The 14,993-nt window shown below is 52.4% G+C and carries 17 protein-coding genes; 6 read left to right on the plus strand and 11 right to left on the minus strand.

The annotated features are described in order from the left end of the window. Positions 1 to 81: 81 nt before the first annotated feature. The gene (galE, locus tag IDM48_RS03780) at positions 82 to 1,095 is read right to left on the minus strand and encodes a UDP-glucose 4-epimerase GalE (protein WP_190618129.1); all 1,014 of its coding nucleotides are present in this window, start codon (positions 1,093 to 1,095) and stop codon (positions 82 to 84) included. Positions 1,096 to 1,193: 98 nt separating this feature from the next. Then, positions 1,194 to 2,150, minus strand: a complete 957-nt coding sequence (gene dapD / locus IDM48_RS03785; protein ID WP_190618131.1) for a 2,3,4,5-tetrahydropyridine-2,6-dicarboxylate N-succinyltransferase — start codon at positions 2,148 to 2,150, stop codon at positions 1,194 to 1,196. A 97-nt stretch (positions 2,151 to 2,247) separates the two neighbouring features. Here dapD and dapE point away from each other — a divergent pair, with 97 nt between their 5' ends. Continuing rightward, positions 2,248 to 3,387 (plus strand): succinyl-diaminopimelate desuccinylase, encoded by a 1,140-nt coding sequence (gene dapE / locus IDM48_RS03790; protein ID WP_190618132.1) that lies wholly within the window; start codon positions 2,248 to 2,250, stop codon positions 3,385 to 3,387. Between the two features lie 71 nt (positions 3,388 to 3,458). Here dapE and IDM48_RS03795 read toward each other — a convergent pair whose 3' ends face one another. The 4 genes from IDM48_RS03795 to IDM48_RS03810 are packed head-to-tail and all read right to left on the minus strand — an operon-like array spanning position 3,459 to position 6,671. Further along, the gene (locus IDM48_RS03795; protein WP_190618134.1) at positions 3,459 to 4,361 is read right to left on the minus strand and encodes an amino acid ABC transporter permease; all 903 of its coding nucleotides are present in this window, start codon (positions 4,359 to 4,361) and stop codon (positions 3,459 to 3,461) included. Then, a complete protein-coding gene (locus tag IDM48_RS03800; RefSeq protein WP_068171431.1) occupies positions 4,358 to 5,041 on the minus strand; it encodes an amino acid ABC transporter permease in 684 nt (227 codons plus the stop codon). Before IDM48_RS03800 ends, IDM48_RS03795 begins: the two co-directional genes overlap by 4 nt. Before the next feature lie 30 nt (positions 5,042 to 5,071). Next, entirely contained in the window at positions 5,072 to 5,923 is an 852-nt protein-coding gene (locus tag IDM48_RS03805; protein WP_190618630.1) for a glutamate ABC transporter substrate-binding protein, read from the minus strand. Between the two features lie 19 nt (positions 5,924 to 5,942). Beyond that, positions 5,943 to 6,671, minus strand: a complete 729-nt coding sequence (locus IDM48_RS03810; RefSeq protein WP_190618632.1) for an amino acid ABC transporter ATP-binding protein — start codon at positions 6,669 to 6,671, stop codon at positions 5,943 to 5,945. A 211-nt stretch (positions 6,672 to 6,882) separates the two neighbouring features. Here IDM48_RS03810 and IDM48_RS03815 point away from each other — a divergent pair, with 211 nt between their 5' ends. From IDM48_RS03815 to IDM48_RS03825, 3 genes are all read left to right on the plus strand, one after another. Further along, a complete protein-coding gene (locus IDM48_RS03815; RefSeq protein ID WP_068171423.1) occupies positions 6,883 to 7,203 on the plus strand; it encodes a DivIVA domain-containing protein in 321 nt (106 codons plus the stop codon). Continuing rightward, on the plus strand, positions 7,196 to 8,515 hold the full coding sequence (locus IDM48_RS03820) for a hypothetical protein (protein WP_238398034.1): 1,320 nt from the start codon (positions 7,196 to 7,198) through the stop codon (positions 8,513 to 8,515). Before IDM48_RS03815 ends, IDM48_RS03820 begins: the two co-directional genes overlap by 8 nt. A 129-nt stretch (positions 8,516 to 8,644) precedes the next feature. Further along, positions 8,645 to 8,809, plus strand: coding sequence for a DUF3117 domain-containing protein (locus IDM48_RS03825; RefSeq protein ID WP_068171418.1), 165 nt, complete (start codon positions 8,645 to 8,647; stop codon positions 8,807 to 8,809). A 69-nt stretch (positions 8,810 to 8,878) separates the two neighbouring features. On the opposite strand, the gene IDM48_RS03830 is transcribed toward IDM48_RS03825, so the two are convergent. Then, positions 8,879 to 9,550 (minus strand): hypothetical protein, encoded by a 672-nt coding sequence (locus IDM48_RS03830; protein ID WP_145173508.1) that lies wholly within the window; start codon positions 9,548 to 9,550, stop codon positions 8,879 to 8,881. Between the two features lie 143 nt (positions 9,551 to 9,693). Then, positions 9,694 to 10,350: an O-methyltransferase gene (locus IDM48_RS03835; protein ID WP_186303140.1), complete on the minus strand. Its 657-nt coding sequence runs from the start codon at positions 10,348 to 10,350 to the stop codon at positions 9,694 to 9,696. Positions 10,351 to 10,449: 99 nt separating this feature from the next. On the opposite strand from IDM48_RS03835, the gene IDM48_RS03840 reads away from it, so the two are divergent. Next, positions 10,450 to 10,821 (plus strand): twin-arginine translocase TatA/TatE family subunit, encoded by a 372-nt coding sequence (locus IDM48_RS03840; RefSeq protein WP_068171410.1) that lies wholly within the window; start codon positions 10,450 to 10,452, stop codon positions 10,819 to 10,821. Here IDM48_RS03840 and IDM48_RS03845 read toward each other — a convergent pair. Genes IDM48_RS03845 through IDM48_RS03855 form a run of 3 tightly spaced genes read right to left on the minus strand, consistent with a single transcriptional unit; the run spans position 10,818 to position 13,961 of the window. Next, positions 10,818 to 11,975 carry a P-loop NTPase gene (locus tag IDM48_RS03845; RefSeq protein WP_190618136.1) on the minus strand — a complete coding sequence of 386 codons (1,158 nt, stop codon included), beginning with the start codon at positions 11,973 to 11,975 and terminating at the stop codon, positions 10,818 to 10,820. The two genes, IDM48_RS03840 and IDM48_RS03845, sit on opposite strands and share 4 nt — an antisense overlap. 32 nt (positions 11,976 to 12,007) lie before the next feature. Then, positions 12,008 to 12,649 (minus strand): DUF1003 domain-containing protein, encoded by a 642-nt coding sequence (locus IDM48_RS03850; RefSeq protein ID WP_083147266.1) that lies wholly within the window; start codon positions 12,647 to 12,649, stop codon positions 12,008 to 12,010. After that, on the minus strand, positions 12,642 to 13,961 hold the full coding sequence (locus tag IDM48_RS03855) for a magnesium transporter MgtE N-terminal domain-containing protein (RefSeq protein ID WP_068171404.1): 1,320 nt from the start codon (positions 13,959 to 13,961) through the stop codon (positions 12,642 to 12,644). The genes IDM48_RS03850 and IDM48_RS03855 overlap by 8 nt, the downstream gene beginning before the upstream one ends. Before the next feature lie 171 nt (positions 13,962 to 14,132). Here IDM48_RS03855 and IDM48_RS03860 point away from each other — a divergent pair, with 171 nt between their 5' ends. Beyond that, positions 14,133 to 14,993 carry a YflT domain-containing protein gene (locus IDM48_RS03860; RefSeq protein ID WP_151147277.1) on the plus strand — a complete coding sequence of 287 codons (861 nt, stop codon included), beginning with the start codon at positions 14,133 to 14,135 and terminating at the stop codon, positions 14,991 to 14,993.

Here is a 14,993-nt window from a genome sequence, read left to right on the forward strand (position 1 = left end):
TACACTTTTAGCTCATCAATACAAGCGTTAGCTTGTACGGATAGAGCTAAAAGTGTACTTTTTGTTTGGCTCTAAAAACCTTTAGGCTTCGTAACCGTTGGGGTTGCTCTTCTGCCAGTTCCAGTGATCGCGAACCATGGTCTTGATGTCACGCTGTGCGGACCAGCCCAAATCTGCCAGAGCAGAAGAAGGATCAGCGTAGGAAACTGCGACGTCGCCGGGGCGGCGCTCCACAATTTTATAGGGGAGCTCCTTGCCACAGGCTTCTTCGAAAGCGTGCAGAACTTCTAGAACCGAGTAACCGTTGCCGGTACCCAGGTTCCAGGTGTGCAAGCCACCGTTCTTCGCGATGAAATCCAAAGCTTTCAGATGGCCATCTGCAAGATCAACTACGTGAATGTAGTCACGGACGCCGGTGCCGTCTACCGTGGGGTAATCGTTGCCGAAGACACTGAGGAACTCGCGACGTCCTACAGCAACCTGAGCGATGAATGGCACAAGGTTGTTAGGAATACCCGAGGGGTCCTCGCCAATACGACCTGATTCGTGTGCGCCCACGGGGTTGAAGTAGCGCAGAAGCGCGATATTCCACGAGGAATCTGAAGCGCCTAGGTCACGCAAGATGTCTTCAATGTGCTCTTTGGTGCGACCGTAGCAGGACTGCGCGTCCATGTTAATCTTCTCGGTCAAAGGCATCTCTTCAGGCTCGCCGTATACGGTTGCCGAGGATGAGAATACGATGGACTTGCAATCAGCGGCTTCCATCGCTGCCAGCAGGTTCAGAGTACCGGTGACGTTCGTGCGGTAGTACCACAGTGGCATGGACGCGGATTCGCCGACAGCTTTCAGACCCGCGAAGTGGATTACCGCTTCGGGCTTCTCTTCAACAAAGAGATCTTTCATGCCTTCCGCATCGAGCAAATCAACCTTGTGGAACTTTGCCTCTTTACCAGTAAGCTCTGCGACTCGGTGGAGCGATTCCTCAGAAGAGTTAGCAAGGTTGTCCATGACAACAACTTCATGCCCTGCATTGAGCAACTCTAAAACGGTGTGTGAACCAATGTATCCGGCACCGCCGGTAACCATAATCTTCATATTTCTCCCTTAAATGGTTTTGAGAACCACTTTACCGGGTCAATCCACCACAAATCATCAGCGGCTCAACCCAGAAAGTCCTACAAACTGTTTCCTGATTAGTTGGCGTGCAGAGCGTCGTTCAGTTCCACCGTGTTGTTGGCGCGGGGGAGAGCTTCAACCCGACCGGATTCTGAATTGCGACGGAACAGAAGATTTGAGACACCTGAAAGAGTGCGAGCCTTGACTACCCGAGGTTCTTGCCCCTCCTGTAAAACGCTAACGCGGGTGCCAGCGGTGATATACAAACCGGCTTCGACCACGCAGTCGTCACCAATAGCGATTCCGACGCCGGCTTCAGCGCCGATGAGGGAACGTTCACCAATAGAAACTCGTTCTGTACCGCCACCGGACAGCGTGCCCATAGTGGATGCGCCACCGCCGACGTCAGAGCCATCGCCCACGATAACGCCCTGGGAAATGCGCCCCTCCACCATAGAGGTGCCGCGGGTTCCCGCATTGAAATTGACGAAGCCCTCGTGCATCACGGTGGTGCCCGACGCCAGGTGGGCACCCAAGCGCACGCGGTCGGCGTCGCCAATTCGCACCCCGCCAGGAACAACGTAATCAATCATGCGGGGAAATTTGTCCACGTGTGAAATAGAAACGTGACCACGCTTGCGGAGCCCTGGAAGTAGAGCGTTGATCTCAGAGGCAAGAACCGGGCCATAGTTAGTCCAGGCAACATTGGTGAGCTTGCCAAAAAGACCGTCCAGGTTAAGAGTGTTTGGCTCTACCAAACACCAGGAAAGGAGATGCAGGCGTAGGTAGGCATCCGAGGAATCTTCAGGGGCAGCATTCAAATCAATAGTCTTCGAAACAACCTCGGTGCGGATATTGCGATCTGCTTCTTCACCCACTAGCTCTTCAAGTTGAGCGCGAGCAGATTCATCAGCTTTCGCGCCCAAGACAGGGTTGGGAAACCAAGTATCCAGTACGGTTCCAGCATTCTCGCCGGAGGCAACTACTGTAGCAAGCCCCAAGCCAGAGGCGGAACGTGAATTATTTTCAGTCATAGAACCAGCTTAAGGGGAAGCTCAAATTCGTGCACTCCCTTCGCATGATGTGAGACTAAACAATGGCGAAGAAACCAAAAACTGTAAAGTATTTTCTATGAGCCTCAAAGAATACACTGCTGAACAATTCAAAAAATTCGGGCCTGCGGAGCTTGATATCCATCAGGACGTCGCGCAGCTGACCGCTGATCTTCTCGATATTTACTCCGTTTCGGGCGAAGAAAAACGGCTGGCAGACGCCGTCGAAAATGCGCTGACCAACCTGGAAAACTTGGAGATTACCCGCGATGGCGATTCCATTATCGCTCGTACTGATTTCGGCAAAGATAAACGCGTGGTACTTGCCGGACATCTCGACACCGTGCCGCTGCCTGCTGTAGAAGGTTCTGAAGGTACCGTTCCTTCAGTATGGAAAGAAGAAGCAGGGGAGCGAGTTCTCTTTGGGCGCGGAGCTACCGATATGAAAGGCGGGGTGGCGGTTCAACTAGCCTTAGCAGCCCACCTGACTGATTCTGCCTATGACATCACCTACGTATTCTACGACCATGAAGAAGTGTCTTCGGAACTATCTGGGCTAGGTAGGCTCATGCGCAACCATGCAGAGAAGCTCACTGACGCGGATTTCGCCGTCCTGCTAGAACCTACAGACGGCACCATCGAGGGTGGGTGCAACGGCACCATGCGTTTTTGGATTCATACCCAGGGCTTACGGGCGCACTCTGGCAGGGCTTGGAAAGGTAAGAACGCGATTCATCAGTTGGCTGATATTCTGACTCGCCTTTCCAACTATGAGCCGCAGACCTACGACGTCGAAGGGCTCGCCTTCCGCGAGGGACTGAGCGCAGTAGAAATCTCAGGTGGGGTAGCAGGAAACGTGATTCCCGACGAGGCATCCGTCCATATCAATTACCGGTTCGCACCCAACAAAACGTTAGATGAGGCGATTGCACACGTTGAAGAAGTATTCGCAGGGTATGAGCTCGATTTTGTAGATCAGTCCTCTGCTGCCCGCCCGGGGCTGGACGCACCGATGAGCCGGTCGCTCATTGAATCGGTGGGGCAAGAGCCCAAACCTAAATACGGGTGGACGGACGTGGCGCGCTTCTCAGAAATTGGTATCTCTGCGGTTAACTTCGGCCCCGGAGATGCCCTTTTAGCCCACTCCGATAATGAACATGTGAAAGCTTCAGATATTCAGCGAACCTATGAGCAGTTGAAAAACTGGCTCACCGCCTAGACTCCTTACAAAGATGCCCCGTGCAGAGAAATCTGCACGGGGCATCTTGGTGAGGAAAAGTCCCTACTTATTTAGTTTTTAGGCAACTTGAATATCGCAATGGTTGCGGGATTCGGGTTGTCGATTTCGCCGGGGATGCCGTCTGCCTTCTTCACACCGGTTGAGGAGCGTGAGGAGAGGAATCCCGAGAGCCAAGTGGCGAGCATCGTTAGCGCAAAGTTGATAACGATGAACATGACCGCTGCCAGCACGAGGGTCTGCAAAATGTTACCTTCACCGGAACCAAAGCGGCGGGCAGAGGCCAGCAGCTCGGGGTAGGAGATGATGTAACCCAAAGCGGTATCCTTCAGAATCACCACGAACTGGCTGACCAATGAAGGAAGCATGGTCACCATTGCCTGAGGCATCAGGATAGATCGTAGAACCTTGCCAGGGGTCAAACCGATAGCAAGACCTGCCTCACCCTGGCCCTTCGGTAGCTGCTTCACGCCAGAGCGCAAGAGCTCAGCAATCACTGAGCCGTTGTAGAGGGTTAGACCAATAACGACGGCGATGAACGGCAGCTGCTGGGGCGAGAAAAGCGCGAGCTTTCCCAAGAACAGCCAGAAGAAAATCATCATTATCAGCACTGGAACTGCTCGGAAGAATTCAACAACCACGGTGGCAAACCACAGAACGGGTGCTGAAGTCGACAGGCGCATGTAGCCAAATGCCATACCAAAAATCAGTGAGGTAATGACGGAAAGAAGTGCTGCTTTGAGGGTCGAAATCAGACCTGGGATGAAGTAATACTCCCAAGCGCGGGCTGTGAAAAGCGCCGTCCATTTTTCAGCCTCTAGCTGGCCCTGGCGGTGCATAATAACCAAGACGTAAGCGATGAATGCCAAGAAAAGAATCAGGGCAATCACATTGAAAATACGTGTGAGGGCGCGGCCTCGGGGGCCGGGCGCGTCAAAAAGTACAGACGAACTCATCGTTTCACCGCCAATTTACGAGATGCCCAGGTGGTCAGAATACCAATGGGCACGACAATGACGACGAAACCCATGGCGAAAATCAAGAAGATGACGAAGATGAGATCCGAGTTGAACTCGATCATTGATTTCATCATTCCCGATGCTTCAGCAACCGAAGCCACGGTAGCTACGGTGGTGTTCTTTGCCAGTGCGATCAGGGTGTTGCCCAAGGGGGTAATTGAACCACGAAGCGCCTGGGGGAAAATGATATGCCGTGCGGCAGGGAAGAACCCTAGTCCAATGGCACGAGCTGCTTCCGCCTGACCAACCGGTACGGTATTGATACCCGAGCGGATTGCCTCACACACGAAAGCTGCGTGGTAGATTGCCAACACAATCACAGCGTAGATAAAGAAGTTTGCTTTGAAGTCAGATACCAGCTGAAGCTGGAACTGAGTCCACACGCCCAAAATTGCCATGGTCATCAAAATGGTCAGCGGGGTGTTGCGGAAAATATGCACGTACGCGGTGCCAATAAACTGCAACGACGGCACCGGAGAAATGCGCATAAGCGCAAGAACCGAACCAATGATGAAAGAACCTATAGCTGCCCAGAAAGTGAGCTGAACATTCACCCAGAACGCGCCCAGCACGTTATAGGTATCAAAGAGCGTGGAGAGCTGTTCGCCGAATGACACGGGAGCCTCCAATTCTAAAAGTATTGTTGTTTATTTTTTGTCTTCAGTGGGTTGAGCGCAGGTATCGCCAAGTTTGGGCGGGTTGAGCTCTTTGTTAAATTTGAACCCGGAGTCGCCGACGTTCTTTTCCAGTGCTTTTTCCCATTCGCCGGTTTCAACCATTTTGTTGATGGCGGAGTTAATGTCTTTGCACTTATCAGAACCCTTGGGCAGACCCACACCGTATTTTTCGGTGGTGAAGGTATTGCCCACGAGCTTGAGCTCGCCTTTGTTCGCTTTGGTAGCGCCCAGACCGGCGAGGATGATGTCGTCGGTGGTCACTGCATCAACCATGCCAGCGTTAAGAGCAACCACGCAGTCAGAGTAAGAATTCTGTTGGACGAGCTGCACGTTGGAGGCGAACTTGTCCTGAATCTTTTTGGCTGAGGTTGAGCCGGTGACAGAGCAGAGATCTTTGCCGTTGAGCGAATCGGGGCCGGTGATGTCGGTGTTGTCCTTCTGCACCAGCAAATCCTGACCGGCTACAAAGTAGGGGCCGGCAAAGTCGATGGTCTTCAAACGGGTATTGGAGATGGAATAGGTAGCAAAAATCATGTCTACCTGACCGTTTGAAAGCATGTTCTCACGGTTAGCAGAAGGCGCTTCGACCCATTCAATTCGATCTTCAGAGTAACCGAGCTCGTTGGCTACATAGCGGGCGACGTCGGTGTCGAAACCGGTGTAATCCTTACCGTCCTGGTAGCCCAAACCTGGCTGATCGTACTTAATACCAATGCGGATTTTATCGCCCGCATCATCGGTAGAAGCACATCCTGAAAAAGCCAAGGTGGCTGTAGCTGCCAGAGCCATAGCTGCCAGGCTTTTCTTCTTCAGATTCTTCATCAGAGCCATGTGATACTCCTTAGTGGTTGAGAATCTTGCCGAGGAAGTCCTTGGCGCGGTCTGACTTGGGGTTGGAGAAGAACTCATCGGGTGTAGCCTGCTCAACGATTTCGCCGTTGGCAAGGAAGACAATGCGGTCTGCTGCACGACGGGCGAAGCCCATTTCGTGGGTCACCACAATCATGGTCATGCCTTCGCGTGCCAGGTTGACCATGGTGTCCAGCACTTCATTGACCATTTCGGGGTCAAGCGCGGAGGTTGGTTCGTCAAAGAGCATGACCTTGGGGCGCATAGCGAGAGCGCGTGCAATAGCTACACGCTGTTGCTGACCGCCGGAGAGCTGCGCGGGCATTTTCTGAGCCTGGGAATCCACGCCCACTTTGCGGAGCAAAGCCATTGCTTCTTCTTCAGCTTCGGTTTTGGAAAGCCCGCGAACCTTGCGGGGTCCCAGCGTCACGTTGTCGAGAATGGACTTATGGGCAAAGAGATTGAATGACTGGAAAACCATTCCCACTTCGGCACGCAAATTTGCGAGTTCTTTGCCTTCTTCAGGGAGTATTTTGCCGTCAATGGAAATCGAACCGGAATCGATGGTTTCGAGACGGTTGATAGTGCGGCACAGAGTAGATTTACCGGAACCTGAGGGACCGAGCAGAATAATAACTTCGCCCTTGCCTACTTCCAGATTTATGTCCTTGAGTACATGCAGAGATCCGTAATGTTTGTTAACGGACTTCAGCTGAACCAACGCTTCATTCACGAGGGTTCCTCCTGAGGGATGTGTGAGCCGTGCCCTGCATCGTTATTCGAAGATGGGCGCGGTGTGTGATAGGTACAAGGAACACCTTACAGTGAACTGCGTTACCACTGTGTTACAGAACGCAAAGAAAATATTCATTTTCATGCAATATGGTGGTGAGGATATGACGGTAATGCAGAAAATGTGAGGGAATTGATCGGTGAATTATGTACTGGTTTTCATAACTTTTATAGTTCTGGCGCTAACGATGGTGAGTATTGCCCTCTTGGGTTCTGACCGGATTTTTCCTGCTCGAAATGTGTTGAATCATATATCGAATGATGGAATAGCTCCCGAGTCTGATCTTGAAATGCCTTTGGTTTTATCGTCGCGTCCTACAGTCGCTGAGGTAAAGAGGCAACGATTTTCGACGTCGTGGCGCGGGTACAATCCAGATGAGGTAGACCAGGCGCTGACGTTGCTGGCTGAGGAAAATACTCGTTTGCGAAGTCAGCTGGAAGAAAAACACCACCATGCTTAGACAAAGAGATGCACTTTCGTTGCGGGTCATGATGGCATGGGAAAGTTATCAGAAGGCCTTCCGCAGCGCAAATATTTATGTGCAGGTACTCATTATCTTTGCCGTCAGCCGTGTTTTTGGCTGGGTGCTTTTTACTGTCGTCGGAAAACAGGAAAAATATAGTCCGTGGAGCGACCAACCCATGGACTACCTCAGCTTTGTTAATATTTGGGATGCCGACTGGTATCGCAAGATTGCTGAGACTGGCTATCCTACTCAGCTTCCACTGACTCCTACCGGTACCGTTGCAGAGAACCCGTGGGCGTTCTACCCGCTCTATCCATTGGTAAATTCTGCTCTGATGAATCTCTTGGGAGTGAGCTATCCGCCAGTTGCTGCCGCCGTTTCCTTAGTGAGTGGCTTTGGAGCAGCGTGCCTGATATATCGTCTGTTCGAGACTTCTTTACGCACGTTGAGAGCGGGGCGTGTCTCGGCGGTTCTCAGCGAACCGTCCAGCGTAGAATCTATGGCTCTTTGGGGAGTAGCGGTATTTTCTTTCGCCCCTATTTCCCCGGTGTTACAGGTCGCCTACGCCGAATCTTTGAATCTATTGTTCGTGGCAGCGGTACTCTTAGCGCTGATGAATCGCAAATTCTGGTGGGCAGTGCTCCTCGCCATTCCTGCATGTTTTTCTCGCCCTGTAGGGGTGCCTCTGGGAGCAACAGCCGGTCTGCTCTGGCTTATCGCGTGGATTATCGACGCCCGCGGTATGCACACCGGCGCAGATCAACCGGGTGCGCCGCTGGGTTGGAGTAAGTCCTTCGCTCAGCATGCTTCGCAGCTTATTTCTGCCCTGTTAATCTGCGGGATTGCCTTGCTCTGGCCCCTTATCGCTTGGATCAGGACGGGGCGAGTAGATGCTTATACGGCCACCGAAACAGCGTGGCGGGGTAGCGATCTTTACTTAGTGGCGCCCTGGTTTAAGCAGAGTACCGAATATTTTGGGGCGGCAGGGCCAATACTTTTCATTGTTCTCCTCATTGGCTTTATCGTCTTGCTCAGCTCCCGTCTCATCCGCAGAACTCTTCACCCCGTCCTCATCATGTGGTGTGCGTGCTACGCGGCGTATCTGGTGCTTTTCCTTAACCCGCAGAGTTCGCTTTTTAGAATGCTGTTACCCCTGTTCCCACTAGCGCTGGTGACAGTAGCGGTTTCAGCTGATCGAGCGTATCGGATGCTTTTGGTGCTCGGTGGTGCCGCCCTTCAGTTCGGGTGGGTTGGCTGGCTCTGGCACTGGAAACAGCTTCCCACAGGCGGAGACTATCCACCCTAAGCCTAGAAAACGACATTTTTCCCAGCTGATGTACAAAATCTGACGATTATTCCGGGTTATCATGGGGCATATCACAGAATTGATCCCACTCGGTTCCCCGAACGTGGACTTATAACAAGGAGATTGAGTATGGCCGCACAAAAACCACGCACGGGCGAAGGGCCACTTGAAATCGTTCGCGAAGGACGTGGCATCAACATGAAGATTCCTATTGAGGGCGGTGGACGTCTCGTCCTGGAAATTTCGACCGATGAGATTGAAGCTCTGAAAAAGTGCCTCGAAGATTTTAGCTAATCAGCCATAAAAAGTGCCCTGCTGAAGAATCGGCAGGGCACTTTTTATGGGGCAACGAGGTGCTAGGTATTAATAGATTTCAACGGTATTAACCAGATTTTGGCTACCTACATACTGACCCACGGTAGCGGAGGGATACCCCTGCAATGAAGCTGAGACTTGTTGGGTAATCACCGGTATACAGGTCAGGCTTGTGCCCTCGGCGGGGCCATCAACCAGTTTTTGCTCTAGTAGTTGGCTCTGGGACTCGGTCATGACGTCCAGATAAGGCGCCGCATATTTGAAGGACATCCATGTGTGTACCGAACCACTGGATGAAACGGTGTTCACTGCGGTTTCCGTGAGTTGTTGCTGGGTAGCAGAGGACGAGCACAGTGAAGCCCACGAGCCCGACAGACCAGTGCTGCGCATCATTCCATTCATGGTGTCCTGGTCGAACGCAGGAAGCATATAGAAGGAAATATCATTTCCTTTTGCGGTCGTTCCTGCAAAAGATGTTTTGGAGGCATTTTGCGTCTTCTCAGGCATCGCATGAACCGGCGTCTCGGAGGGAGAGCTCGATGGCGATTCCGGTGCTTTACTCGACGACGCTGGCGCAGCCGTTGTCGAACTTGTGACGGTTGAACTGGGGGAGGCGCTGCGAGAGCTTGAGGCTGACTCCTCGGGAGCAGCGTTGTTGATATTGACGCAACCGGTCAGAGAAACCAGCGCAAGAGCAAGAAGGGGGAGAGTTTTCTTCATCGAAAGTCCTCAGTGCGAAAGAGTGTTAGGGGAGAGGAGCCTGCAGGCTCCATCAGATAGTTAACGAAAGGTTACCTATACCGATAAAACTTATTCTTACACTAACCTGAGTATTCTCAGGGGACATTGGGAAATATTACTTGCTAGCGTTTGTAGACCAAATACAAACCCAGGTTGGAGTGAACCAACGAAACGAACACATCGTGAGTGCATTCTTGGATTTCTTGAAGCAGCCGACGGTGCACAACGGTCTGTGGATCTCGGGCAGTAGGTTGAGCAACTAGCCCTTGGTTGAGAGCATTGTGCATGATGAGTAACCCGCCCGATTTGATGAGTGAGAGACAAGAAAGTACCGAATACTCTGCAGATTCTACGGATGTATCTACAAAAGCAAGATCGTAAGATCCTTGAGAGAGCCGGGGGAGAACTTCGGCGGCGTCGCCACAGATGGTGCGTACTCGGTGTTTTCTGCCGTGTGAAGAATTCTGAATAGCTAACCGGGCCCGTTGTAGGCGGGAATTATCAATATCTAAGGTGGTCATGGCAGACCCCGGTTCCATGCCCTGAAGCAACGCCAAAGTAGAGACCCCCGTGCCGGTTCCCACCTCTAAGATATTTTGAGCATGAGTAGACGCCGCCAAAACCCGCAACAAATCAGCCGTATGGGCGCTGACCGGCTGCACTCCGAGTTCTCGGGCAGCTTTCCGGGCATCCGTAATATCTGAGCTCTCCTCGGGAAATTCCTCGATAAAAGCCCAAATGCTGTTCCGGTCAGGTCTTATTTCGTCCTTTGAAAACACTGTTTGTTCCACCTCATCCACAAAACCCTGCTGTGTTCATCATATAGAACCCCCTCAAATTTTCAGTGTTCTTCAGGTTTTACTGGTAATCTTCCATATGTGTTAGGTATCAACGGTATGGAATTTTTGATACTGATCATCCTCGCTTTGGTGGTGATCGGTCCTCAACGCATGCCTGAATACGCCCAAAAGCTTAAAGAAGGCGTGAAATGGGTTCGAGGTATCGCGTTTGAAGCGCGAGATGACCTTAAAGAAACCATGGGAGAAAATCCACTGGGGGATTTCAACTGGAAACAGTATGATCCTCGCCAGTACGACCCTCGCACGATTGTGCGTGAGGCATTAGCTGAGGACGACGCCGAGCGAGCAGCTCGTGCTGAAGAGCAGATGGCGCTGAACCAGCCGGTTGAACAGAACCTTCGCCGTCTACCGCGTGGCGCTTATGCCCCTTTTGATACCGACGCTACCTAAGAAAAGTTTAGGGGCAGGGGTCTTCCTGCGAGCCCGCGACCCCGGTGGGCAAGTTCTTCTGCAATATGGGAAATAGTCTGCGCTGCTTCGGTCTCTGGCGCGCCCCAGACGATGGGCATTCCCTCATCGCCGCCGGTTCGCACGTTGGTTTCTAGGGGGATAGAACCTAGAAGCGGCACTTCGTATTCCAATGTGTCGGTGAGTCGATCAGAGAGTTGTTCTCCGCCGCCCGAGCCAAAAATTTCTAGCAACGAACCATCTGGCATTCGCATGGCTGCCATATTTTCAATCACACCGGCAACTTTTTGTTCGGTTTGCAAGCTGAGGGTACCGGCTCGTTCTGCAACTTCTACTGCCGCATGCTGTGGCGTAGAAACAAGAAGCAACTCGGCATGAGGGAGAAGTTGCGCCATCGAAATCGCAATATCTCCGGTGCCGGGCGGAAGATCGAGCAACAACACATCCAAATCACCAAAATGGACGTCGGTGAGAAACTGCTCTAATGCGCGGTGGAGCATGGGGCCTCGCCACGCTACAGGCTGATTTCCCTCGATAAACATGCCGATGGAAATAACTTTCACAAACCCGTGAGTTTCTGCTGTCCCGTCTGAAACGGGGGAGGCAGACGAAGGTACCTCAACGACCGGCGGGAGAATCATATCGTCCATTCGGGTGGGTGGTTGAGTAATACCCATGAGACCAGGAATCGAGAAGCCGTGAACATCGGCGTCTACAATACCCACGCTGAGCCCCTGCGCGGCAAAAGCAGCGGCAAGATTGGCGGTCATGGAGGATTTACCTACCCCGCCTTTGCCCGAGACGACGGCAAAAACGCGTGTCAATGATTCTTTGACAGCGAAAGGATTGGTTTTAGTATGACCCAGTGAAGACCGCAATGCCGAGCGTTGCTCGGGGCTCATAAAGCCCACAGAGACTTCTACCTGCTCTATTCCATCTAAACCCAGGGCAGCCTGGCGTACCTCTGTCTCGATGGTGGAGCGAAGCGGGCACCCCTCTATGGTCAGCAGGATTGAAACCTGAGCTAAGGAACCCTGAACTTGCGCAGATTCGACCATTCCCAATTCGGTGATGGGTTTGCGCAACTCGGGGTCATATACTTCAGCCAGCGCTTGAAACAGGGCTTCGTCTAACACGGGATTATCCTTAGGTTGCTGCGGTAAATAGGCTATTGGTTAGGGGAGTCGTGCTCGCTCTCATCGACATCCTTAACCTTTTTCTTCTTCCGCGATTCTTCAGTCACGATAGCTACAGAACCGGTCAGTGGATCTCGTGCTTCCGGCACATACTGATCTAACTGATTCTGCTTATCCTGAATTTTCTGTAGTTCTTCCATGATGTCGCGCAATTCGCTACGTACGTAATCGCGGGTGGCCACCTCGCGCAAAGCAATGCGCAAAGCGGCAATTTCACGGGTGAGGTACTGGGTCTCTTCCAGGTTTTCTTGGTCGCGCTTACGGTCCTGTGAGGCAATCACGCGGTCGCGGTCGTCCTGCCTATTCTGCGCCAAAAGGAGCAGCGGGGCAGCATAGGATGCCTGCAAAGAAAGCATCAACGTGAGCAGAGTGAAGTTCAATGAACGGGGGTCAAACTGCATCTCTTCAGGTGCCAAGGTATTCCACCCCAGCCAGAGACCGCAGAAGACCGTCATGTAGAGCAAGAAGGTGGGAGTACCCATGAATCGCGCAATAGATTCAGTGGCGCGACCAAAGCTATCGGGATTCGACGAGAAGGCAAACTTGCGACGAGCTGCCTGGGGCTGGGAGAGGTGTTCATCGGTGGAGGAACGGTCGCGGTTCTTATCACTCAAAACGGCGTCCTACCTTTCGAATCGGAGTTCCATCGTCATAGGTTCGCCAGTCTTCGGGCAAGATAGCGTCTAACACGTCGTCAATAGTAATCGCACCGACTAATCGGTCATGCTGGTTGACGACGGGTATGATGGTGAGGTCATACGTTGCGAGGATGCGGGAAATTTCCGCAAGAGAAGACATATCGGAGACCGGTTCGATGGAGGAATCCAAAAGTGTTCCCACCAGCTCGCTGGGCGGATAGCGAAGAAGCTGCTGCATATGAACCATACCTAGATATTTACCAGTGGGGGTTTCCAACGGGGGACGGGCTACCAAGACGGCAGCTGCCATCGCGGGGGAAATTTCTTCCTGCCGGATATGCGCCAGTGCCTCAGCAACGGTAGCTTCAGGGGAGAGAATAATTGGAACAGGGTTCATTAACGAACCTGCGGTTCCCTCCTCATATTCCAGAAGACGACGGACATCGTCTGCTTCTTCTGGTTCCATCAAGTGCAGCAGTTCTTCACGTTGAGCATCGGATAGTTCGTTGAGGAGGTCGGCGGCGTCATCCGGTTCCATTTCCTCGAGAACCTGGGCGGCGCGTTCCACATCGAGGTGAGAAAGAATTTCCACCTGGTCATCTTCGGGAAGTTCCTGCAAGACGTCTGCTAGGCGCTCATCTTGGAGTTCATGGGCAACTTCGACCATGCGCTTGTCGTTCATCTCGTGGATGGCATCTGCCAAGTCCGCAGGATTGGCGTTTGCATGGTTTTCGACGAACGCGGTCGCAGCCTGGGGTTCTAAATCGGTGGAGAGAATCGCTTCATTCCAGTCCACAATCAGAGTATCTTTACGACGGCGCAGCAGACCACCGGTTTCGTGGGCGCGAGAGACAAAGAGCTCGGAGAGGAACCAGTCACCATTCCGGCGCTGCTCCATGGCAACATCTTCAACCATTGCTTCACCTGAACCGTCGGTCAGTCGTACCTTGCGGTCAAAAATTTCAGCAACGACCAGTGCCTCGGATCCACGCTGTTCGAACCGGCGGAGATTAACCAAACCGGTACAGATAATCTGCGAAGATTCAATAGTCGTTACGCGGGTCATAGGTACAAAAATTCGTTTCTTACCCAGGACTTCAATCACGATGCCCACTACGATGGGCTCTTTGCCCTTTTGTCCAGCGGTTCCTGTCAACGCGGAAAGGGCACCAAAACTCTGTTTGAGCACCACAATATCGCGTAATCGTCCTAGACGATCACCCAGGGGGTCAAAAACGTCCATGCCGAGTAGACGGGCAATAAAGATTTTGTTCGGTGTAGTACTCACCCTTTCAAGATTAGGGGATATTGAGGGCAAATCGGGAGTCCCAGAGAAAAGTGTGAGATAAACGAGTAGATTTCCCTGTCAAGGAGTCAAAATTTACTCAATTTTTCGCCTGTTGCGATACCTTGGGCAATTATTAGGAATCTTTGCGGTAAACACGGAAAAATAAAGTGCATGAATGAGCAACAGATAACACCCGTTATTCCAGAAGCCGGCAAAATTCCCCGCGGTGAGCTGGTGCAAAACTTTACTTCTCGTGCAGAACTGGATGCCGCGATGGGGCGTCTGACGAGCGCAGGCTTACCTGCCCAGGCATTTTTTGTGGTGGGGCATGACCTCAAACAAGTTGAATATTTTATAGGCAAGCTGTCATATCCACGTATTGCTTTGAGCTCAGCGCTTAGCGGTGCAACCTTCGGTGCTCTAATCGGCGTGGTGACCGCATTGGTGACCGGCACATCTGTCTTGCCGCATCTTGCTTCCGCAGTACCCTTGGGCATTGCCATCTGGATGATTTTTGGCATTCTCTCTTTTTCTCGGGGGAACAAGAACGGCGCCTTCCAGATGCGCCAGCAAATGATTCCTACAGCTTTTTCGCTGATGAGCAATCCCAGCGTAGCGGCACAGGCTCGTGAAGTACTGGGCGTCCGTTCCCAGAACTTCCGCCCGCAGCTAGCACACCCCAATACCCCCGCATCGGGAACACCATCATCTGTAGTTCAGGGGCACTCCCATGAACAAGCAGATCCCACCACCTTTGTTGGCCCCGAATATAACAGGGACGGCTCGCCCGCCGGCGGCAAATTTGGGCTACGCATTGACGACCCCGAAGAGTACGCCAAGATGGTGCGCACCGAACCAATGCGCCCGGACGATTCTGAACAGAGAATCGAAAAGGTGCGAGAAGAGCAGAGTCCTCAACGATACGGTCTGAAGGTAGAGGATTCTCAAGAGGTTCAGGATTCCGTACGCAACGCACCTGCTTCATCTGCCCCAGAGGAGCCCTCGGAACACCACGGTTCCCGCAAGTCCTAA

The organism is Rothia amarae (assembly GCF_014705945.2).
GTDB classification, from domain to species: domain Bacteria; phylum Actinomycetota; class Actinomycetes; order Actinomycetales; family Micrococcaceae; genus Rothia; species Rothia amarae.